This window comes from Oceanicola sp. S124, assembly GCF_000220565.1.
Classification (GTDB): domain Bacteria; phylum Pseudomonadota; class Alphaproteobacteria; order Rhodobacterales; family Rhodobacteraceae; genus Pseudooceanicola.
The window spans coordinates 1-20,413 of the sequence record NZ_AFPM01000301.1 but is presented as its reverse complement, the minus strand read 5'-3'; the positions used below and the strand labels follow the sequence as shown (position 1 = coordinate 20,413).

General features: G+C 67.9%; 17 protein-coding genes. 9 read left to right on the top strand and 8 right to left on the bottom strand.

Annotation, left to right across the window (positions count from 1 at the left end):
* From OS124_RS25420 to OS124_RS0120345, 6 genes are all read left to right on the top strand, one after another.
* Positions 1 to 2,511, top strand: a 2,511-nt coding sequence (locus OS124_RS25420; RefSeq protein WP_010141815.1) for a YhdP family protein, incomplete at its 5' end; no start/stop codon positions are given.
* 142 nt (positions 2,512 to 2,653) lie between these two features.
* Positions 2,654 to 3,706: a tRNA preQ1(34) S-adenosylmethionine ribosyltransferase-isomerase QueA gene (queA, locus tag OS124_RS0120365; protein ID WP_010141814.1), complete on the top strand. Its 1,053-nt coding sequence runs from the start codon at positions 2,654 to 2,656 to the stop codon at positions 3,704 to 3,706.
* 96 nt (positions 3,707 to 3,802) lie between these two features.
* Positions 3,803 to 5,068, top strand: coding sequence for an MFS transporter (locus OS124_RS0120360; protein ID WP_010141813.1), 1,266 nt, complete (start codon positions 3,803 to 3,805; stop codon positions 5,066 to 5,068).
* A 102-nt stretch (positions 5,069 to 5,170) separates the two neighbouring features.
* Positions 5,171 to 5,752, top strand: a complete 582-nt coding sequence (locus OS124_RS0120355; RefSeq protein WP_010141812.1) for a DUF924 family protein — start codon at positions 5,171 to 5,173, stop codon at positions 5,750 to 5,752.
* A 341-nt stretch (positions 5,753 to 6,093) separates the two neighbouring features.
* On the top strand, positions 6,094 to 7,488 hold the full coding sequence (gene lpdA, locus OS124_RS0120350) for a dihydrolipoyl dehydrogenase (protein WP_010141811.1): 1,395 nt from the start codon (positions 6,094 to 6,096) through the stop codon (positions 7,486 to 7,488).
* A gap of 124 nt (positions 7,489 to 7,612) precedes the next feature.
* On the top strand, positions 7,613 to 8,182 hold the full coding sequence (locus tag OS124_RS0120345; protein ID WP_010141810.1) for a class I SAM-dependent methyltransferase: 570 nt from the start codon (positions 7,613 to 7,615) through the stop codon (positions 8,180 to 8,182).
* A gap of 38 nt (positions 8,183 to 8,220) precedes the next feature.
* Here the strand turns inward: OS124_RS0120345 and OS124_RS0120340 are convergent, their stop codons facing one another.
* A complete protein-coding gene (locus OS124_RS0120340) occupies positions 8,221 to 8,886 on the bottom strand; it encodes a metal-binding protein ZinT (protein WP_010141809.1) in 666 nt (221 codons plus the stop codon).
* A 236-nt stretch (positions 8,887 to 9,122) separates the two neighbouring features.
* On the opposite strand from OS124_RS0120340, the gene uvrA reads away from it, so the two are divergent.
* Positions 9,123 to 11,981: an excinuclease ABC subunit UvrA gene (gene uvrA, locus OS124_RS0120335; protein ID WP_010141808.1), complete on the top strand. Its 2,859-nt coding sequence runs from the start codon at positions 9,123 to 9,125 to the stop codon at positions 11,979 to 11,981.
* 16 nt (positions 11,982 to 11,997) lie between these two features.
* Here uvrA and OS124_RS0120330 read toward each other — a convergent pair whose 3' ends face one another.
* The 7 genes from OS124_RS0120330 to OS124_RS0120300 form a co-directional block, all read right to left on the bottom strand.
* Complete coding sequence (locus OS124_RS0120330; RefSeq protein WP_010141806.1) at positions 11,998 to 12,381, bottom strand: RcnB family protein; 384 nt, start codon at positions 12,379 to 12,381, stop codon at positions 11,998 to 12,000.
* 100 nt (positions 12,382 to 12,481) lie between these two features.
* Entirely contained in the window at positions 12,482 to 13,465 is a 984-nt protein-coding gene (locus tag OS124_RS0120325) for a phosphotransferase family protein (protein WP_010141805.1), read from the bottom strand.
* Positions 13,466 to 13,557: 92 nt separating this feature from the next.
* Positions 13,558 to 14,439, bottom strand: a complete 882-nt coding sequence (gene mmsB / locus OS124_RS0120320) for a 3-hydroxyisobutyrate dehydrogenase (RefSeq protein ID WP_010141804.1) — start codon at positions 14,437 to 14,439, stop codon at positions 13,558 to 13,560.
* Between the two features lie 31 nt (positions 14,440 to 14,470).
* The gene (locus tag OS124_RS0120315) at positions 14,471 to 15,496 is read right to left on the bottom strand and encodes an enoyl-CoA hydratase/isomerase family protein (protein WP_010141803.1); all 1,026 of its coding nucleotides are present in this window, start codon (positions 15,494 to 15,496) and stop codon (positions 14,471 to 14,473) included.
* On the bottom strand, positions 15,493 to 16,632 hold the full coding sequence (locus OS124_RS0120310; protein ID WP_010141802.1) for an acyl-CoA dehydrogenase family protein: 1,140 nt from the start codon (positions 16,630 to 16,632) through the stop codon (positions 15,493 to 15,495). Before OS124_RS0120310 ends, OS124_RS0120315 begins: the two co-directional genes overlap by 4 nt.
* Positions 16,633 to 16,677: 45 nt before the next feature.
* On the bottom strand, positions 16,678 to 17,097 hold the full coding sequence (locus OS124_RS0120305; RefSeq protein WP_010141801.1) for a hypothetical protein: 420 nt from the start codon (positions 17,095 to 17,097) through the stop codon (positions 16,678 to 16,680).
* Positions 17,098 to 17,304: 207 nt separating this feature from the next.
* Entirely contained in the window at positions 17,305 to 18,804 is a 1,500-nt protein-coding gene (locus tag OS124_RS0120300; RefSeq protein ID WP_010141799.1) for a CoA-acylating methylmalonate-semialdehyde dehydrogenase, read from the bottom strand.
* 95 nt (positions 18,805 to 18,899) lie between these two features.
* Here OS124_RS0120300 and OS124_RS0120295 point away from each other — a divergent pair, with 95 nt between their 5' ends.
* Together OS124_RS0120295 and OS124_RS0120290 are read left to right on the top strand one after the other, a co-directional pair.
* The gene (locus OS124_RS0120295; protein WP_010141798.1) at positions 18,900 to 19,793 is read left to right on the top strand and encodes a LysR family transcriptional regulator; all 894 of its coding nucleotides are present in this window, start codon (positions 18,900 to 18,902) and stop codon (positions 19,791 to 19,793) included.
* A 64-nt stretch (positions 19,794 to 19,857) separates the two neighbouring features.
* Positions 19,858 to 20,292 (top strand): CBS domain-containing protein, encoded by a 435-nt coding sequence (locus OS124_RS0120290; RefSeq protein WP_010141797.1) that lies wholly within the window; start codon positions 19,858 to 19,860, stop codon positions 20,290 to 20,292.
* Positions 20,293 to 20,413: the final 121 nt, after the last annotated feature.

The window sequence follows — 20,413 nt, the reverse complement described above, 5'->3', positions numbered from 1 at the left end:
CGGCTCTCCGTCGCCGACATGCCCTCGGAAGACCTCGCCACCCAGAGCGCGGCCCTGGCCTGGCTGGGCGTGCTGCGGGCGCCGCTGTCCGGGGCGCTGCGGGTGGCGATCGAGGGCGATGGCCGGCTTGGCCCGCTCTATGCCACGCTGCAGATCGGGGCCGGGGTGCTGCGCCCCTCGGAGGGCACCCGCCCGATCCCCTTCGATGCCGCCCGCAGCTACTTTTCCTTCGATCCTGCCAGCCAGATCCTGCGGTTCACCGAGTTGTCGCTGCAATCCCGCTGGGTCAGCCTGCTGGCCGAGGGCGCCTTCCAGCTTGGCACCGGACCCGGCGGCGGGGTCGAGATGACCGGCCAGCTTTCGGCCTCGGACATCGTGGCCAATCCCGGCGACCTCTTTGCCGCTGCGCTGCGGCTCGACCGGGCCGAGGCAGAGCTGCGTCTCGGGGTCGAGCCCTTCGAGCTGTCCCTGGGGCAGCTTGTCCTCTCGGAAGGCGAGCAGTCGTTGCAGCTGTCGGGCTGGATGCGGGCCCGCGACGGCTGGGAGTTGGGGCTGGAAGGCGCGCTGGCCGAACCGGCGGATGCGACGGCGCGGTTCTCGCCCGATGACGTGCTGGCCTTCTGGCCGCCGCTGGCAAAGCCGAAGACGCGCAACTGGGTGTCGCGCAACCTGCTCGAGGGGGCGCTGTCGCATCTTCAGTTCGCGCTGCGCGCCAGCGAAGGGCAAAAGCCCGAGCTGCACGTGGGGTTCGACTTCGACGAGGCGACCCTGGCCTACCTGACCGGGATGCCGCCGGTGCGCGAGGCGCGGGGACATGCATCGATCCGCGGCGACCGCTTCGCCGTGCTGTCGGATGCGGGCGTGGTCGACGTGCCGGGTGGCGGCCGGCTGGACGTTTCTGGCACCGCCTTCGTGGTGCCGGACATTACGGTTAAGCCCTCTCTCGGCGAGGTCACCCTGCGGGCCCGCGGGGCCCTGGGCGACGTGCTGAAGCTGCTGGACCATCCGCCGCTGAACCTCTTGCAGAAGGCCGGACAGGACCCCGGAATGGCCAGCGGGCGGGCCGAGGTCGAGGCGCTGATCTCTTTGCCGCTGCTGAAGGACCTGCCGATCGAGGCGGTCGAGGCCAGCTACTCGGCCCGTGTCCTGGAGGTCGAGAGCGACAGCCTGGTGCCGGGGCGCCGGCTGGAGGCCTCGGCGCTGCAGATCACCGGCGACAAGAGCGACATCGAGGTGTCGGGCGCCGGCACGCTGGATGGCCTCGCGTTCCGGGGCCGTTTCGACGCCGGGCTGGGCGAGGCGGCGGATCCGGCGCGGGTCACCGCCCGGGTCACGCTGGATGCGGCGGGGGCCGAGGCGCTCGGGCTGCGGCTGCCCGAGGGGACGCTTTCGGGACAGGGCGCGGCGGACCTGTCGCTTGAGCTGCACGAGGCCGACCGGATCGACTTTCGCGTCGAAAGCGACCTTGCCGGGCTGGGCCTGCGCATTCCGGCGCTCGGCTTCGCGCTGTCGCAGGCGGGCACGGGGCGGCTCAGTGCCGAGGGACGGCTGGGCGAGGCGTTGCGGCTGGATGCCTTCTCGCTCGAGGCGCCGGGGCTGACGCTGGCGGGGGATCTTACCGCATCGCCCGGCGGCGCATTGCAACTGCTCTCGCTCAACCGCCTGCGGGCGGGGGGCTGGCTGGATGTCTCGGCGCGGGTGCGTCCTTCGGGGGGCGGTACCGCGCTGGAGGTCACGGGCGGCCGCGTCGACCTCGGAAGGATGCCGGACCTGCCGGGCGGTGGCAGCGGCGCCCTGCCGGTCTCGGTGGCGCTCGACCGGCTGGAGGTCGGGCGGGGGCTGGCGCTGACCGGCTTCCGGGGCCAGCCTGCCGGGGGCGGCGCGCTGCGCTTCTCGGGGCGGGTGAACGGCGGCGCGGGGGTGACGGGGGTCTGGAGCCCGCGCGCGATCCGCATCGAGGCCGCGGATGCCAGCGCGGTGCTGGCGGCGGCGGGCTATCTGAAGCAGGGCAGCGGTGGCCGGCTGGCGCTGGACCTGGTGCCGCAGGGCACCCCGGGGCACTACGCCGGGCACCTGGCAATCAAGGACATCCGCATCCGCGAGGCGCCGGTCATGGCCGAGCTGCTGAATGCCCTGTCGATCGTCGGCCTGCTGGAGCAGCTTTCCGGGCCGGGCATCCTGTTCGGCGATGTCGAGGCGGATTTCACCCTGACCCCCGAGGCGCTGGTGGTGCACAGCGCCAGCGCGGTCGGTGCCTCGCTGGGGATCTCGCTGGATGGCACCTATGACCTGGCGGGCGACCGGCTGGACATGCAGGGCGTGTTCTCGCCGCTCTACCTGCTGAACGGCATCGGATCGGTGCTGACCCGCAAGGGAGAGGGGCTGATCGGGTTCAATTTCCGGCTGGAGGGGCCGGCCTCGGGGCCGAAGGTGCGGGTGAACCCGCTGTCGGCGCTGACCCCGGGCATGTTCCGCGAGATCTTCCGCCGCCCGGCGCCGGGCGCTGAGTGACATGGCCCCCGGGGCCCCCGGGCTCCCGAGCGGCGGTCGGGCGCCGGGCCACCGGGTGGACGCGCCGCGCCGGGGAGTTGCAGGCAAGGCGGGGAGGGTGTAGCCGGGCCCCGAGTTTACCAGAGTGTCCCGGGGGTTTGCCGTGCAGCTGTCCGATTTCGATTTCGATCTGCCCGAGGGGCTGATCGCGACGCGCCCGGCGCGGCCGCGCAGCTCGGCGAAGCTGCTGGTGGCCGAGGGCGGTACGATCCGCGACGCCGTGGTGCGCGATCTCGGTGACTTCCTGCGACCGGGCGACCGGCTGGTACTAAACGATACCAAGGTCATTCCGGCGCGGCTCTCGGGGCTGCGACGGCGCAGCTCTGACCAGGGCGAGACCGAGGCGCGGATCGAGGTCACCCTGCTGGAGCCCCGCGCCGAAGGCACCTGGGCCGCCCTGCTGAAGCCGCTGAAGAAGGTGCGTGACGGCGAGGTGATCCGCTTCTCGCCGCGCCTGGCCGCCGTGGTCGAGAGCCGCGACGCGGGCCAGGCCCTGCTGCGCTTCGAGGCAGAGGGCGATTTCGACGCCGCCCTGGCCGAGGCCGGGCAGATGCCGCTGCCGCCCTATATCGCCGCCCTGCGCGCCCCGGACGAACAGGACAAGCAGGACTACCAGACCGTCTGGGCCGAGAAGACGGGCGCCGTGGCCGCGCCGACCGCCTCGCTGCATTTCGATCAGGAGCTGCTGGCGGGGCTGGCTGCCAAGGGCATCGACTTCACCCATGTGACCCTGCATGTCGGGGCCGGCACCTTCCTGCCGGTGAAGGTCGAGGATGTCACCACCCACAGGATGCACGCGGAATGGGGCGAGGTGACCGAGAGTGCCGCCGCCGAGATCGCCGCCACCAAGGCCGCCGGCGGCCGGGTGATCCCGGTCGGCACCACCGCCCTGCGCCTGATCGAAAGCGCGGCGCGGGAAACCGGGGCCATCGCCCCCTGGCGGGGCGAGACGGACATCTTCATTTACCCGGGTTTCACCTTCGTCGTGGCAGATGCCCTGATGACCAATTTCCACCTGCCCAAGTCGACACTGATGATGCTGGTCTCTGCCCTGATGGGCCCCGAGACGATCCGGCAGGTCTATGCCCATGCCATTCAAGGGAAATACCGCTTTTTCTCCTATGGCGACGCCTCGCTGTTGATCCCGCAGCGCTGACGTGAAATCCATGGGTCGGGGCCTGAGGGCCCTGTCCGACCCCCGCCAGGGCGCCGGCCACAGTTCCGCCCGTGGCCCCGACAGAGGAGACACCGCATGCTTCAGGTTCTCGGAACCTCCTGGGCCCTTCTGCTGGGCCTGATGCTGCTGATGCTTGGCAACGGCCTGCAAGGCACCCTGCTGGGTGTGCGGGGCGAGATCGAGGGCTTCTCGACCTTCCAGATGTCGCTTGTGATGTCGGCCTATTTCGCCGGCTTCCTCGGCGGCTCGCGGCTGGCGCCCGAGATGATCCGGCGGGTCGGCCACGTGCGGGTCTTCGCGGCGCTCGGCTCGTTCATCTCGGCGGTGCTGATCCTCTACCCCGCCTATCCCAACCCCTGGGCCTGGTCGATCGAACGGGTGATCATCGGCTTCTGCTTCTCGGGCGTCTACGTCACCGCCGAGAGCTGGCTGAACAACGCCTCAACGAACGAGACCCGCGGCCAGTCGCTGGCGCTTTACATGTTCGTGCAGGTGATAGGGATCATGGCGGCGCAGGGCATCCTGCTGCTTGGCGATCCGGCCGGCTTCATCCTGTTCATCGTGCCCTCGGTGCTGGTCTCGATCTCCTTCGCGCCGATCCTGCTGTCGGTCTCGCCGACGCCGGCCTTCGATTCAACCAAGCCGATGTCGCTGAAGGAGCTGTTCCAGACCTCTCCGCTGAGCTTGGTCGGCGTCTTCCTGGTCGGCGGCGCCTTCTCGGCGCAGTTCGGCATGGCGGCGGTTTTCGGCACCCAGGCAGGGCTGAAGCTGCCGCAGATCTCGCTGTTCATCACCATGTTCTACGTTGGCGCGATGCTGTCGCTCTATCCGCTGGGGTGGTTGTCGGACCGCATGGACCGGCGCCTGCTGATCGCCATCGAGGCGATCATCGGCGGCGTCGGCGCCGGCATCGGCTGGATGCTGGGTGACAGCTACGTGGCGCTGCTGGTGGCGGCGGTGTTCATCGGCGGCATGACCAACCCGCTCTATTCGTTGCTGCTGGCCTATCTGAACGATCTGCTCGAACACGACCAGATGGCGGCGGGCAGCGCGGGCATGATGTTCGTCAACGGGTTGGGCGCCATCGGCGGCCCGCTGCTGACCGGTTGGGTGATGACCGTGGCGGGGCCGGGGGGCTTCTTCCTCTTCATTGCCGTGCTGCTGCTGGCGACGGCGGGCTATGCCTTCTACCGGATGACGCAGCGCCCGGCGATTGCCGCCGAGGACACCGGGGCCTATGCGCCGGTGCTCATGTCCTCGACCCCGGTCGCGGTCGAGGCGGCGCAGGAATGGGCGCATGAGGCCGCAGAGGAGGCGGCGGCCGAGGATTCGACGCAATAGCGGCGGCGAATTGCGCAGGCAGGGAATTCCTCCATTCCATTCCTGTAAAAGCTTTGTAACAGTGAACGAAACGGCGCAATCGCCAGCATTGAGGAGAGAGCCATGATTGCCCCCGACGAGGTATTGTCCTTCTGGTTGGATGAGGTCGGCCAGGACGGCTGGTACAAGGCGAGCGACGACCTGGACCAGCAGATCCGCGACCGCTTCGGCGAGGCCTGGAAAAGCGCGCAGGGCGGCACCTACGGGCTGTGGCTGACCTATCCCAGCGGGGCGCTGGCCTATATCATCCTGATGGACCAGTTCCCGCGCAACATGTTCCGCGGGCAGAAGGCGGCCTTCGCCTCGGACAAGGTGGCGCTGGCGGCGGCCAAGATGGCCATCGACCACGGCTGGGACATCAAGATCGACGAGCCGGCGCGGCAGTTCTTCTACCTGCCGCTGATGCACTCTGAAAGCCTCTGCGATCAGGACCGCTGCGTGCGCCTGATGGCCGAGCGGATGCCGCAGACCGGCGCGGCCAACATGATCCACGCCAAGGCGCACCGCGAGGTGATCCGCAAGTTCGGCCGCTTCCCCTACCGGAACGAGGCGCTGGCGCGGCGCAGCACCGCCTCCGAGGCGGCCTATCTCGACAAGGGCGGCTATGGCGCCACCATGCGAGAGCTGGAGGCCGCCGCAGGCTGACCTCTCGGCCATTGCCGGACAGGAGATGACCCCCGGGTGCCCCGCGCCCCGGGGGTTTTCGTTGCCACCGGGGGGGGGGCAGGGCGTGGATATCTGGAAATGGCTTTGAACAGGGGGCTCCGGCGGGGCGAGGGCCCGCGATATCCCGCTGCACGACCTTCGCCCCCTTTGACAGTCTCGCGGCAGAGGCTACCTTCGCGGGGAACCGGCGTCGGGTTTCCCCGGGTGCATAGCGGCCTTTCGGCACGGGACGTGTCCGGGCCGCTTCCCGTGCTTGTCGCTGGCTGGCAGATAGTTTAACGTCAAACTATCTTTTGAGCGAAGGCGCAGCGGAGGGGCAGATGGCAGCCAAGTCATTCGATTTCATCGTGATCGGGGCAGGGCCCGGCGGCTATGTCGCCGCGATCAGGGCCGCACAGCTCGGCCTGAACGTGGCCGTGGTCGAACGCGAGCACCTGGGCGGCATCTGCCTGAACTGGGGCTGCATTCCCACCAAGGCGCTGCTGCGCAGCTCCGAGGTCTTCCACCTGATGGAGCGGGCCAAGGAATTCGGCCTTTCCGCCGAGAAGATCGACTATGATCTGGATGCCGTGGTCAACCGCTCTCGTGGGGTGGCCAAGCAGATGGAAGGCGGCGTGCGCGGCCTGCTGAAGAAGAACAAGGTCACCGTGATCATGGGCGAGGCCAGCCTGCCCGCCAAGGGCAAGGTCTCGGTCAAGACCAAGGACGGCACCGAAGAGCTGACCGGCAAGACCATCGTGCTGGCCACCGGCGCCCGGGCGCGCGAACTCCCGGGCCTGGAAGCAGACGGCGACCTGGTCTGGACCTACCGCCACGCGCTGAAACCGGCCCGCATGCCGAAGAAGCTGCTGGTCATCGGATCCGGTGCGATCGGCATCGAATTTGCCAGCTTCTACAATACCCTCGGGGCCGACACGACCGTGGTCGAGGTGATGGACCGCGTGCTGCCGGTTGAAGACGCCGATATCAGCGCCTTCGCCAAGAAGCAGTTCGTCAAGCAGGGCATGAAGATCATGGAGAAAGCCATGGTCAAGAAGCTGGACCGGGCCAAGGGCAAGGTCACTGCGCATATCGAGGTCGGCGGCAAGGTCGAGACGCAGGAGTTCGACACCGTGATTTCCGCCGTCGGCATCGTCGGCAACGTGGAAAACCTCGGGCTGGAAGAGCTGGGCGTGAAGGTCGACCGCACCCATGTGGTGGTCGATGAATACTGCCGCACCGGCGTCGAGGGGCTCTATGCCATCGGCGACATCGCCGGCGCGCCCTGGCTGGCGCACAAGGCCAGCCACGAAGGCGTCATGGTGGCCGAGCATGCGGCGGGCAAGAAGGTCCATCCGATCCGACCGAACTCCATCGCCGGCTGCACCTACTGCCATCCCCAGGTTGCCTCTGTCGGCCTGACCGAGGCCAAGGCCAAGGACGCGGGCTACGACATCAAGGTCGGCAAGTTCCCCTTCATCGGCAACGGCAAGGCGGTTGCGCTCGGCGAACCCGAGGGCCTGATCAAGACCATCTTCGACGCCAAGACCGGCGAGCTTCTGGGCGCCCACATGGTCGGCGCGGAAGTGACCGAGCTGATCCAGGGCTATGTGGTCGGCCAGGCGCTGGAGACCACCGAAGAGGACCTGATGCACACCGTCTTCCCGCACCCGACCCTGTCGGAGATGCTGCATGAGTCGGTGCTGCAGGCCTATGGCCGCGCGATCCACATCTGATCGGCGCCACGGCAGACAAACCAGGGGGCGTCCCGTGCGGGCGCCCCTTTTCGTTGGGTTTTCCATGGCTTCCGGGCTAGGCTGGCGCCGGGACAACCCGCCTGCGGGGCGGATAGGGGGACATGTGGCCAGCCTGAACCGTATCGCCATGCGCAAGACCTCGCGCCGCTGGATCCAGGAGCTTGAGCCGTCGCGCCTGCAGGTCGCCGAGATCAGCGGCAAATGGGGCCGGCAGTTCGATTTCGCCAGCTACGAGCGGTTTCTCTACCCCGCCCATGACATTTGCGACGGTCCGGTGCGGGACGAGGCGGGGCAGGCGCGCCAGTTCGACCTGGTGATCGCCGATCAGGTCTGGGAACACCTCGACCGCCCCTATGCCGCCACCCGCCATGTGCTGGACATGCTGCGCCCCGGCGGCTGGTTCTACGTGGCCACGCCCTTCCATGTGCCCTTCCACGGGGCGCCGGTGGATTGTTCGCGCTGGTCGGCGCGGGGGCTGAAGAACCTGCTGATCGAGGCGGGTTTCCCCAAGGCGACGATCCGGTCCCGTCAGTGGGGCAACCGGGCCGCCGCCCGGCGCAATATCGAGGCGCATGAGGCCGGGGCCTGGCCGCCGGTCTATGACCGCGCAAGCGATGACCTGACCAATGATCCTGACTTCCCGATCATCGCCTGGGCGATGGCGCAGAAATAGGGCCGGGGTCACCCCCGGCCCTGTACCTGCCCCGGGGGTCAGTGGGCGATCATCTCGTCGACGATCTGGGCGCCGGTCATCTCGCTGGGGTAGTAGGTCGGCCAGTTGGTCACTTCCTCCAGCAGCGCGGCGCGGTCATCGCCCCAGTAGAGGTGGAAATGCCCGGCATCTGTCGGAAAGACCGCGTGGTCGCTGAACTGCACGAACTGCGGGGCGGCGGCGTCGCCGTCGATCTTCTCGAAGATGTAGCGCACGCCGCGGTTGCCCTTGGCATAGGTCAGCACCTCGTAGCCGTCCGAGGCATAGTGCCCCGAGGCCACCTCAGCGCCATGGAAGGTGAAGGTGTCGCCCTCGATCTCGATCCGGTCCACCTCGGTGGCATAGCCGATCTCGTAATAGGCGGTGTAGTCCTCGGCGCTCTTGTCGCCGCTTTCGGCCTTGTGCGCCATCACCGGCGCCAGGGTGCCATCCTGCAGCAGCGGATAGACCGACTGCCAGTCGCCCTGCCAGTCGGCCAGGGTGCGCGGCTGGATCTCCTCGTCGAGGAAGTAGCCCTTGTAGATGCGCTGGCTGTCGGCATCATGGGCGTGCCCGTGGTCATGCGCGTGATCGTGCGACCTGTCTTCGGCCAGGGCAGGCTGGCCCAGTGCCAGAAGGGCCCCGAGGGCAAACCCGCCAAGGCGGCGGCTGTCCGTGATCATCATGTGGTCCTCCTACGGATCCGATTCGTAATGTTATAGCATAACGATTCCGTGTTAGAGATCCTCCGCCGCCAAGGCAACCCGATCCACGCGCGCGGCGCGCGCCGGCCCAGCATGGCAGCAGCCTGTCGCCGGTGCGAGAAAGTTCACCTTTGGTTCTCACTTTCCGCTTGGACCTTCGCCCACAGTCCACTATCTCTTGCCAGAGTCTTACAAAGCCAGCGTTCCCGGGGGCAGTCATGGCCGATCAGAAGTTCATCGAGGTCCGCGGCGCGCGCGAACACAACCTCAAGGGTATCGACGTGGATATCCCGCGCGACCAGCTGGTGGTGATCACCGGGCTGTCGGGCTCGGGCAAGTCCTCTCTTGCCTTTGACACGATCTATGCCGAGGGGCAGCGGCGCTACGTGGAAAGCCTCTCGGCCTATGCGCGCCAGTTCCTCGACATGATGGAAAAGCCCGACGTGGATCATATCTCGGGCCTCAGCCCGGCGATTTCCATCGAGCAGAAGACGACCTCGAAGAACCCGCGCTCGACCGTCGGCACGGTGACCGAGATCTACGACTACATGCGCCTGCTCTTCGCGCGCTCGGGCACGCCCTACAGCCCCGCCACCGGCCTGCCCATCGAGGCGCAGCAGGTGCAGGACATGGTCGACCGCGTCATGGGCATGGAGGAGGGGACCCGCGCCTACCTGCTGGCCCCCATCGTCCGCGACCGCAAGGGAGAGTACAGGAAGGACTTCCTTGAGCTGCGCAAGCAGGGCTTCCAGCGGGTGAAGGTCAACGGCGACTTCTACGAGCTCGACGAGCCGCCGGTGCTAGACAAGAAGTACCGTCATGACATCGACGTGGTCGTCGACCGGATCGTGGTGCGCGAGGGCATGGAAACCCGGCTGGCCGACAGTTTCCGCACCGCGCTGGATCTGGCCTCGGGCATCGCCGTGCTTGAGACCGCCCCGCAGGAAGGCGAGCCCGAGCGGATCACCTTCAGTGAGAATTTCGCCTGTCCCGTCAGTGGCTTCTCGATCCCCGAGATCGAGCCGCGCCTGTTTTCCTTCAACGCCCCCGACGGCGCCTGCCCGCATTGCGACGGGTTGGGGATGGAGTTGTTCTTCGACGAGCGCCTCGTGGTGCCCGATGCCCAGCTGAAGGTGGCCGATGGCGCCATCGCGCCCTGGCGCAAGGGCAAGTCGCCCTATTTCCTGCAGACCATCGACGCCATCGCCAAGCATTACGATTTCGACAAGAACGCCCGCTGGAAGGACCTGCCGAAGAAGGTGCAGAACGTCTTCCTGCGCGGCTCGGGGGACGAGGAGATCGCCTTCCGCTATGACGAGGGCGGGCGGGTCTACAACATCACCCGCGCCTTCGAGGGCGTCATTCCCAACATGGAACGCCGCTACCGCGAGACCGACAGCAACTGGGTACGCGAGGAATTCGAGCGCTACCAGAACAACCGTCGCTGCGGCCATTGCAACGGCTACCGCCTGAAGCCCGAGGCGCTGGCGGTGAAGATCGACCAGATGCATATCGGCCAGGTGGTCGAGATGTCGATCCGCGAGGCGCTGGACTGGATCCAGGCGGCGCCGGCCAGCCTGTCGAAGCAGAAGGGCGAGATCGCCGGCCCCATCGTGAAGGAGATCCGCGAGCGGCTCGGCTTCCTGAACAATGTCGGGCTGGAATACCTGACGTTGTCGCGCGCCTCGGGCACGCTTTCAGGCGGGGAAAGCCAGCGCATCCGGCTGGCCAGCCAGATCGGTTCCGGCCTGACGGGCGTGCTCTACGTGCTCGACGAGCCCTCCATCGGGCTGCACCAGCGCGACAACGGGCGCCTGCTGGAGACGCTGAAATCGCTGCGCGACCAGGGCAATTCGGTGATCGTGGTCGAACATGACGAAGAGGCGATCCGCGAGGCGGATTACGTCTTCGACATCGGTCCGGGGGCCGGGGTGCATGGCGGGCAGGTGGTCTCGAAGGGGACCCCGGCCGAAATCGCCGCCGACAGCGCCAGCGTCACCGGCCAGTACCTCTCGGGCAAGCGCGAGATCGCCATCCCGGCGGTGCGGCGCGAAGGCAATGGCAAGGCGCTGAAGGTGGTCAAGGCCACCGGCAACAACCTGAAGGACGTCACCGCCGAGTTCCCGCTGGGCAAGTTCGTCTGCGTGTCCGGTGTCTCGGGTGGGGGCAAGTCGACGCTGACCATCGAGACCCTGTTCAAGACCGCCTCGATGCGGCTGAACGGCGCGCGCCAGACGCCCGCGCCCTGCGAGACGATCAAGGGGCTGGAATACCTCGACAAGGTGATCGACATCGACCAGCGGCCCATCGGGCGCACGCCGCGCTCGAACCCGGCGACCTATACCGGTGCCTTCACCCCGATCCGCGACTGGTTCGCGGGGCTCCCCGAGGCCAAGGCGCGCGGCTACAAGCCCGGGCGCTTCAGCTTCAACATCAAGGGCGGTCGCTGCGAGGCCTGCCAGGGCGACGGCGTGATCAAGATCGAGATGCACTTCCTGCCCGACGTCTATGTCGAATGCGAGACCTGCAAGGGGGCCCGCTACAACCGCGAGACGCTGGAGATCAAGTTCAAGGGCAAGTCCATCGCCGATGTGCTCGACATGACGGTCGAGGATGCGCAGGAGTTCTTCCAGGCGGTGCCCAGCATCCGCGAGAAGATGGATGCGCTGGTGCGTGTCGGTCTGGGCTACATCAAGGTCGGCCAGCAGGCGACAACCCTCTCGGGTGGCGAGGCGCAGCGGGTGAAACTGTCGAAGGAGCTCAGCCGCCGGTCCACGGGCCGGACGCTCTATATCCTCGACGAACCGACCACGGGCCTGCACTTCGAAGACGTGCGCAAGCTGTTGGAAGTGCTGCATGAACTGGTCGAGCAGGGCAATACCGTGGTGGTGATCGAGCACAACCTCGACGTCATCAAGACCGCCGACCATATCATCGACATCGGCCCCGAAGGCGGTGACGGCGGCGGCGAGGTCGTGGCGATCGGCACGCCGGAAGAGGTCGCCGAGGTCGCGCGGTCCCACACCGGGCACTACCTGAAAGAGATCCTCTCGGCGGCGAAGGTGGCAGCCGAATAGGCCGCCACCGCGCACTCTACCGGGTTGCCAGAAGGATGGCGGCAAGTCCCACCACGGCGATCACCGCGCCGGTGCTGTCATCGACCCGCACCACCTGGTCGCCATGCCGGCGATAGGACTGGCCCTTGGGCGGTTCGGGCAGGCGGTGCCGCTGGTCCCGGGTCAGCTGGTGCATCTGCTGGCCTTGCTGCTGTGGCCTTTGGCTGGTTGCCTGGCCCTGCTGATGTCCTTGCTGCTGTACGTTGCCCTGATGTCGACAGGTCTGGCCGGGCTTGCCTTGCTGGCACTCCTGCTGCGCCGGGCGCTGTGCTCCCTGCGCGAAGGAGGGGGCCGCAAGCCCGAAGGTCAGCGTGCCGGCCAGCACGATGGCGATGACGCGGGTCAGGGTGGGATGGATCATCTCTGCTCTCCTCGATGGGCGTTTCGAGGGTGATACGCAGCCGCCTGTCCCTTCCGCCGCCGCGCTGCGCGGCGCTCGGCGGAAAGGCGCCGGATGCCGTTCAGGACCGGTCGAAGGCCAGCGACAGGCGGCGTTCCAGCCGGGCCCACTTGTCGCGCTGGAAATCCGAGCGGGCGTATCTGTCGCGGTCGATGCCGATCCAGGTGATCAGCAGCCGGGCGCGCAGGCAGAAGTCCAGCAGCTCCGCGTCGATCTCCTGGCCGTAGCCGTCAAGGAAGGCCGCGCGCGAGGGGGCGAGCACGCCGCCCGCGCCGACCTGTGCGTCGGGGCCATCGCATTTCACATCGGCCTTGAGGAAATCCACCATGTCGTAGACCGCCAGCTTGCGCTGCTCTTCCGAGAGGTCGAGGCCGCGTGCGCCCGCCGGGCCGATCAGCAGGTTGCCGGGATGAAAGTCGCCATGGCAGAGGCAACGGCGCGAGACCCTTCCGCGCAAACCCTCGGCCTGCTGGCGCAGCGCGCGCATCATCGGGCGGAAGGCCTGCGGGCGCGCCTGCGCAGTGCCGGAGGCCTGCACCGCATCCAGTTTCGTGAAGATCCACTTGGGCCAGAAGGGGGCCTCGTCCGCCGGGGCCTGGTCGTGCAGTGCGGCCAGCCAGCGCCCGGCCAGGGTGTAGACCGGCGCCGGATCCTCCCCCGAGGTCAACCGGGTCCAGGCGGTGTCCTCGTCGTTGAAGTCGGTCACCATGAAGGTGCCGCCGGGCGAGAGGTAGAGCGGCTGCACCACGCCCAGTCCGGGGCTGTCCTGCAGCGCGGCGCGCAGCCGCCGCAGCGCATGATACTCCTGCGCCAGCCCTCCGACCCCGGCGGCGGCGAGGTTGAGCTTCAGCACGAAGAGACGCCCGCCCAGGTCCATCTTCAGCACGAAGCGCGGCAGCGCGCCATCCGCCGCATTGTCGATGCGCAGGAAGGCGGGGCGGGTTGCGGGCGGCTCGGGGAACAGCGCGCGCCCTTCGGGGGCGGCCAGGAATTCCGCCGCGCAGGCCTCGGCGAGGGCCGGGTCGAAGTCGAGAAATTTCAGCATTGCCAGCCTGTTGCCCTTCGCCTGTCGCCCCATGCCCCGGCCCTGTGCGCCAGCCCCGGGAACCCTGGCCGGGGCGGGGGCATGGGGCAAGTTCAGCCCTTGTCGCCGGCGTTGCGGGCGCTGAAGCGGGGCAGCATGGCCGAGAAGTCCTTGCCGCCATTGCCCTCGTCCTCGACGAAGGTCGAGTAGAGCTGCTCGGCCATGGCACCCATCGGAGTTTCGGCCCCCGCGCTGTCGGCCGCGAGCTGCGACAGTCGCAGGTCCTTCAGCATGAGCGCGGCGGCGAAGCCGGGCTGGTAGCCGTTGTCTGCCGGGGATTTCGGCCCGACGCCGGGGGCGGGGCAATAGGCGTTCATCGACCAGCTGTAGCCGGACGAGGTCGAGACCACGTCGAACATCGCCTGCCGGTCCAGCCCCAGCTTGTCGGCCAGGGCGAAGGCTTCGCAGGTGGCGATCATGGTAACGCCGAGGATCATGTTGTTGCAGATCTTCGCCGCCTGCCCATTGCCCGAACCGCCGCAGTGGACGGCCTTCTGGCCCATGATCTCGAACAGCGGCGCGACCCGGGCGAAGGCCTCGACCGAGCCGCCGGCCATGAAGGTCAGTGTGCCCGCATCCGCCCCGCCGGTGCCGCCCGAGACCGGTGCGTCCATCGCCTGCACGCCGTGTTCCGCGGCCAGCCCGGCCACCGCGCGGGCGCTGTCCACGTCGACGGTCGAGCAGTCCAGGTGCACCGCGCCCGAGGTCATACCTGGCAGGATCTGGGCCGCGACGGCGCGCAGGATCTCTCCGTTCGGCAGCATGGTGATCACCACCTCGGCGCCCTCCGCGGCGGCGGCGGCCGTATGGGCCAGCGTGACGCCGGGCACGGCCACATCCGCCATGTCGTAGCCTGTCACCTCGTGTCCGGCCGTGGCCAGGTTGCGGGCCATGGGCGCGCCCATGTTGCCCAGCCCGATGAATCCGATCTTCATGTGTCCTCCTCCCTATGTGGTCCGGCCCTGCTCAGAGGGCCAGTTCCTCCTCCAGCGGCGCCAGCATCGCCGCGACCACCTCGGGCGCGATGTCCAGCCCGTGGCGCCAGCGCGGCTTGCGGTCGCGGTCGATGATCTGCGCCCGGATCCCCTCGATGAAGTCGCCGTGCTCCATGGCGCGGGCGGTGAAACGGTATTCCAGCCGCAGCGCCTCGGTGATGTCGCTGGCATCGTGCAGGCGGTCCAGCATTTCCAGCGTGGCGGCCATCGACAGCGGGCAGCCCGCGTCCAGCGCCTTCAGGGCACGGTCGGCGATGTCGTCGCCGCTCTCCTCGGCCAGGGCGGCGCGGATGCCGGGCAGGGTGCCCGGGGCAAAGAGCGCGTCGATGTAATCCTGGTTCTCGGCCAGCCGCGAGGGCGGGGCGGGGCGCGTGGCCTTCATCAGCGGCGCGGGCGTGCCCGCCGCGCAGAGTGCGGCCTTCAGTGCTGGCCAGTCGGCTTCCGGCAGGAAGTGATCGGCAAAGCCCGCGTGGATCGCATCGCCCGGCGCCATCCGCGCCCCGGTCAGCCCGAGGTAGGCCCCGAGGTGCCCCGGCGCCCGCGCCAGCAGCAGCGAGCCGCCCACGTCCGGTACCAGTCCGATGCCGCATTCCGGCATGGCGATGCGGGCGCTTTCGCCGACCACCCGATGCGCGACATGGCAGCCGACGCCGACCCCGCCGCCCATGACAAAGCCCTGCAGGAAACTGACGACGGGCTTGGGATAGCCCGCCAGCAGGGCGTTCATGCGGTATTCGTCGCGCCAGAACCGGCGCCCGTAGGCGTAATCGCCGGCGCGCCCGGTGTCGTACATCTGGCGGATGTCGCCGCCGGCGCAGAAGGCCTTGTCACCCGCCGCATCCAGGATCACCAGCGCGACGCCCGCGTCCTGCTGCCAGTCGCGCAGCGCCGCCTCTATATCCAGTGCCATCTGGTGGCTGAGCGCATTCAGCGCCTCGGGCCGCGAGAGGGTAATCCACCCGGCGTGTCCCTCACGCCGGATTGTCAGGTCGCTCATGTCGAAACGAGGCTCCTTGCCACGATGAGGCGCATGATCTCGTTGGTCCCTTCGAGGATCTCGTGGACGCGCAGATCCCGCACCAGTTTCTCGATTCCATAATCGGCAAGATAACCATAGCCGCCATGCAGTTGCAGGCACTGATTGACGATGCGCGATCCGGCCTCGGTGACGAATTTCTTCGCCATGGCGCAGTGCTTGGTGGCGTCGGGGGCGCGCTGGTCCAGCTTCCAGGCGGCCTGGCGCAGGAAGACGCGCGCCGCCTGCAGCTCGATCTCGAGGTCGGCGAGGCGGAACTGCAGGGCCTGGAAGTCGGTCAGGCTCTGCCCGAAGGCCTTGCGGTCTCGCATGTAGGCCAGCGTGGCATCCAGTGCCGCCTGGGCCGCGCCAAGGGAACAGGCCGAGATGTTCAGCCGTCCGCCGTCCAGCCCTTTCATCGCATAGGTGAAGCCCTGGCCCTCTTCGCCGATCAGGTTTTCCGCCGGGATCTCGCAGCCGTCGAACTGCACCGCGCGGGTCGGCTGGCTTTTCCAGCCCATCTTGCGTTCCAGCCCGCCGAAGGACAGCCCCTGGGTGCCGGCAGGGACGTAGAAGGCAGAGACCCCCTTCGGCCCCGGCCCGCCCGAACGCGCCATGACCACGTAGCCGTCCGAATACCCCCCGCCCGAGATGAAGGCCTTGGCGCCGGTCAGGCGCCAGCCGGTCTCGGTCCGTTCGGCCCGGGTCTTCAGCGCGGCGGCGTCCGAGCCCGAGCCGGGTTCGGTCAGGCAATACGAAAGCACGGTTTGCATGCTCAGCGCGCCGGGCAGCAGGGCCTCTTTCAGCGCCGCCGAGCCGAAATCGTCCAGCATACGGGCGCACATGTTGTGGATCGACAGGAAGGCCGCGACCGAGGGACAGGCCATCGAAAGCGCCTCGAAGACCAGTGTGGCCTCAAGCCGGGACAGGCCCGAGCCGCCCGAGTCCTCCGAGACATAGAGCCCGCCGAAGCCAAGCTCTGCCAGCTCGGGCCAGAGGTTCTTCGGGATCTCGCCCGCTTCTTCCCAGGTGGCCGCATGTGGCGCGATCCGGTCCTGCCCGAAGGCCCGTGCCATGTCGAAGATTGCGCCTGCCTCGGCGCCCAGTGCGAAATCCATCGCTGCCTCCTCCCATTATGCCCCTCGCGGTGCGGGCAGGTCTCCTCAAACCTGCTGCTGCACCAGGGCGTCTATCGAGCTTTCGCGCAACCCCAGGACCTGGAGCGCCTGTTCCTCGGTTCGGACCACCCGGTGGGTGATGCCCGGCACATGTTCCCAGCTGCGCACCGTGAAGCCCGCGATCTTCAGGGCGATCTCGGAGGGCGCCAGGTGGACGAACAGGCGATCCTGCTCGGCGGGGATGAAGATCTCGGCCTTGCGGGCATGGACCTTCAGCATTTCCATCACGTCGAGGTTCAGCCCGGTCACGTCGCGCATGTCGAGAAGCTGGTTCAGATCGGGCGAGCCCTTCGGATCCTCGGCGAAGCGTTGCAGCGCTTCCAGGCTGTCGGCTGCGCAGACCTCGCCGGCGAAGCGGATGTGCACCAATCCGAACTGCGGCAGGATCTTGTAGGAGCAGGACATCTGGACGTTCCGGTCTGACGGTCGGGATCCTCAGTCTGCACCATCCCGATGCGCTGCGTCCATCGGCACGGCCCGGATAGGCGCCCCGGAAGGGCCCAAACCTCGCGTCACGGTGTTTCTCGGGCAGTCATCTCCAGTCTTTCCTGGGGGAATCCCCCTGTTCAGGGGGCGGGTGGCCCGACAGGGCCACCCGCCATGCGGCCGGGATCAGTCCATGGCCTTGAAGTTGAACTCGCCACCTTCCTTGATACCAGAGAACCAGCGCGTCGTGACGGTCTTGGTGCGGGTGTAGAAGCGGAAGGCGTCGGGGCCGTACTGGTTCAGGTCGCCGAAGGCCGACTTCTTCCAGCCGCCGAAGGTGTGATAGCTCAGCGGCACCGGGATCGGGAAGTTGATGCCCACCATGCCCACGTTGACCCGGTTGGCGAAGTCGCGCGCGGTGTCGCCATCGGCGGTGAAGATCGCGGTGCCGTTGCCATAGGGGTTGTCCATGGTCAGCTTCAGCGCCTCTTCATAGGTCTCGGCGCGCACCTGGGACAGCACCGGGCCGAAGATCTCTTCCTTGTAGATGTCCATGTCCGGGGTCACGTTGTCGAACAGGGTCGGGCCGACATAGAAGCCGTCCTCGTAGCCCTGCAGGCTGAAGCCGCGGCCGTCCTTCAGCAGGGTCGCGCCCTGCTCGACACCCGAGGAGATCAGCCCCTCGATCCGCGCCTTGGCGGCGGCGGTGATGACGGGGCCGTAATCGACCTCGTCTTCCGAGGTATAGGGCCCGACCTTCAGCTTTTCGATCCGCGGCATCAGCTTCTCGATCAGCGTGTCGGCGGTCTTCTGGCCCACGGGCACGGCGACCGAGATCGCCATGCAGCGCTCGCCCGCGGCGCCGAACCCGGCCCCGACCAGCGCGTCGGCGGCCTTGTCCATGTCGGCGTCGGGCATGATGATCATGTGGTTCTTGGCGCCGCCGAAGCACTGGGCGCGCTTGCCGTTGGCGGTGGCGCGACCGTAGATGTACTGGGCGATCGGGGTCGAGCCGACAAAGCCGACGGCCTGCACCGTCTCGTTGTCCAGCAGGGCGTCCACCGCTTCCTTGTCACCGTTGACCACCTGCAGCACACCATCGGGCAGGCCGGCTTCCTTCAGCAGCTCGGCCAGGCGCAGCGAGGTCGAGGGGCAGCGCTCGGAGGGCTTCAGGATCATCGCGTTGCCGGCCACCAGCGCCGGCGCCATCTTCCACAGCGGGATCATCGCGGGGAAGTTGAACGGGGTGATGCCGGCCACGACGCCAAGCGGCTGGCGCATGGAATAGAGGTCGATGCCCGGACCGCCGTCATTGGTGAACTCGCCCTTCAGCATGTGCGGCGCGCCCATGCAGACCTCGACCACTTCCAGGCCGCGCTGCACATCGCCCCGGCCATCGGGCAGGGTCTTGCCGTGTTCCTTCGAGACCAGCTCGGCCAGCTCGTCCATGTGCTCGTTGATCAGGGCGCCGAACTTCATCATCACGCGGGCGCGGCGCTGCGGGTTGGTGGCGGCCCAGCCCTTTTGCGCCTCGGCGGCACGGGCCACGGCGTCATTGACCTCGGCGACGCTGGCCAGCGGGACGCGGCCGGTGACTTCGCCGGTGGCGGGGTTCAGTACGTCGCTGAAGCGACCGGAGCCGCCCTTCACATGGGCGCCGTCGATATAGTGGCTCAGTTCCTGCATGGAATCCTCCTGGAATGGGGTTGCGGGCAGGTTAGCCTTGCGTAAATGGGCGTGAAAGGGGAAAAAACTCAAATGGGTTTTGCGGAAATACAGCTATGAACTGGGATGACCTGCGGGTGTTCCTCTCTGTTGGACGGCTGGAGAGCCTGTCGTCGGCGGCGCGCGCCCTGCGCATCGACCCGGCAACGGTGTCGCGCCGGATCGCGCGGCTTGAGGAAGAGACCGGCACGGCGCTCTTTGCCAAGTCACCGCAGGGCTATGCGCTGACCGAGGCCGGCCAGCGCCTGATGACCCATGCAGCGCGGGGCGAGGCGGCCTTCCTCGCGGGGGCGGCCGAGGTCGCGGGGCAGGGCGGGCCGGGCCTGTCGGGGCAGGTGCGCATCGGCGCGCCGGACGGGGTGGCAAATTTCCTGCTGCCCCAGGTCTGCGCCGGCATCCTCGACGAGAACCCCGAGCTGGAGATCCAGATCGTCGCCCTGCCGCGCCTGTTCAACCTCAGCCGCCGCGAGGCCGACATGGCGGTGACCGTCAGCGCCCCGACCGCCGGCAGGCTGCTGGTGCAGAAGATCTCGGACTATCACCTGCATCTGGCGGCGACCGCCGGCTACCTTGCGCAGCATCCGCCGATCCGCAGCCTGGCCGACCTGGGCGGACACCGGATGGTGGGCTACATCCCCGACATGATCTTCGACAAGGAGCTGGACTACCTGGAAGAGGCCGGGGTCAGCCGGGTGCAACTGGGGTCGAACTCGGTTTCGGTGCAGTTCCACTGGGTCGCGGGCGGCGCGGGACTGGGGATCCTGCATGACTTCTCGCTGCCCCATCACCCCGACCTGCGCCGCGTCCTGCCGCAGCAGATCCGCCTGAAACGCAGCTTCTACCTGGTCCGGCACCAGGATGACGGGCGGCTCGACCGGCTCAACCGGCTGGCTGCGCTGCTCTCCGAGCGGCTGCGGGCCGAGATCCTGCGACAGGAAGGGCTCTCTTGACAGGGGACGACGGCGCTTCCACGCTTGAACGGGAGGAGCGTCCATCAACCCAGGGAGGAACCTGATGCTGGTTCAGCAAATTCTGAAGTCCAAGGGCACCGAAGGTGTCTTCACCGTCACCCCGGATGTCACGATCCGCGAGGTCGCGCAGATCCTGCGCGAGAAGCGGATCGGCGGGGTCGTGGTCAGCAGCGACGGTGCGCATGCCGAGGGCATCCTGTCCGAGCGCGACATCGTGCGCGCCCTGGCCGTGCGCGACGAGGGGGTGATGGAACTGGCGGCCTCGGCGCTGATGACCCGCGACCCGGTGTGCTGCAGCCTCGAGATGAACTCGGACCAGGTGCTGGGCAAGATGACCGAGGGCCGGTTCCGCCATATGCCGGTGGTGCAGGAAGGCGTGCTGGTTGGCATTGTCACCATTGGTGACGTGGTCAAGGCCCGGCTCAGCCAGCTGTCGGCCGAGAAGGATGCGCTGGAAGGCATGATCATGGGGCATTGAGCCTCGCGAAAGGGGGCCGAAGGATCAAGGGGGCTCTGCCCCCGTCTCCGTGTCGGAGACTCCCCCGCAGTATTTTCAGCCATCGGATAGATACAGGAGGCCCCTTGCCCATCCTGAGGGG

Bases quoted from the DNA above. Each gene is read 5' to 3' on its own strand.
- OS124_RS0120310 (WP_010141802.1), bottom strand. From the start codon at position 16,632: ATGGATTTCGCACTGGGCGCCGAGGCAGGCGCAATCTTCGACATGGCA.
- OS124_RS0120290 (WP_010141797.1), top strand. From the start codon at position 19,858: ATGCTGGTTCAGCAAATTCTGAAGTCCAAGGGCACCGAAGGTGTCTTC.
- OS124_RS0120300 (WP_010141799.1), bottom strand. From the start codon at position 18,804: ATGCAGGAACTGAGCCACTATATCGACGGCGCCCATGTGAAGGGCGGC.
- OS124_RS0120360 (WP_010141813.1), top strand. From the start codon at position 3,803: ATGCTTCAGGTTCTCGGAACCTCCTGGGCCCTTCTGCTGGGCCTGATG.
- OS124_RS0120305 (WP_010141801.1), bottom strand. From the start codon at position 17,097: ATGTCCTGCTCCTACAAGATCCTGCCGCAGTTCGGATTGGTGCACATC.
- lpdA (WP_010141811.1), top strand. From the start codon at position 6,094: ATGGCAGCCAAGTCATTCGATTTCATCGTGATCGGGGCAGGGCCCGGC.
- OS124_RS0120330 (WP_010141806.1), bottom strand. From the start codon at position 12,381: ATGATCCATCCCACCCTGACCCGCGTCATCGCCATCGTGCTGGCCGGC.
- OS124_RS0120295 (WP_010141798.1), top strand. From the start codon at position 18,900: ATGAACTGGGATGACCTGCGGGTGTTCCTCTCTGTTGGACGGCTGGAG.
- mmsB (WP_010141804.1), bottom strand. From the start codon at position 14,439: ATGAAGATCGGATTCATCGGGCTGGGCAACATGGGCGCGCCCATGGCC.
- OS124_RS0120325 (WP_010141805.1), bottom strand. From the start codon at position 13,465: ATGCTGAAATTTCTCGACTTCGACCCGGCCCTCGCCGAGGCCTGCGCG.
- OS124_RS0120355 (WP_010141812.1), top strand. From the start codon at position 5,171: ATGATTGCCCCCGACGAGGTATTGTCCTTCTGGTTGGATGAGGTCGGC.
- uvrA (WP_010141808.1), top strand. From the start codon at position 9,123: ATGGCCGATCAGAAGTTCATCGAGGTCCGCGGCGCGCGCGAACACAAC.
- OS124_RS0120340 (WP_010141809.1), bottom strand. From the start codon at position 8,886: ATGATGATCACGGACAGCCGCCGCCTTGGCGGGTTTGCCCTCGGGGCC.
- OS124_RS0120315 (WP_010141803.1), bottom strand. From the start codon at position 15,496: ATGAGCGACCTGACAATCCGGCGTGAGGGACACGCCGGGTGGATTACC.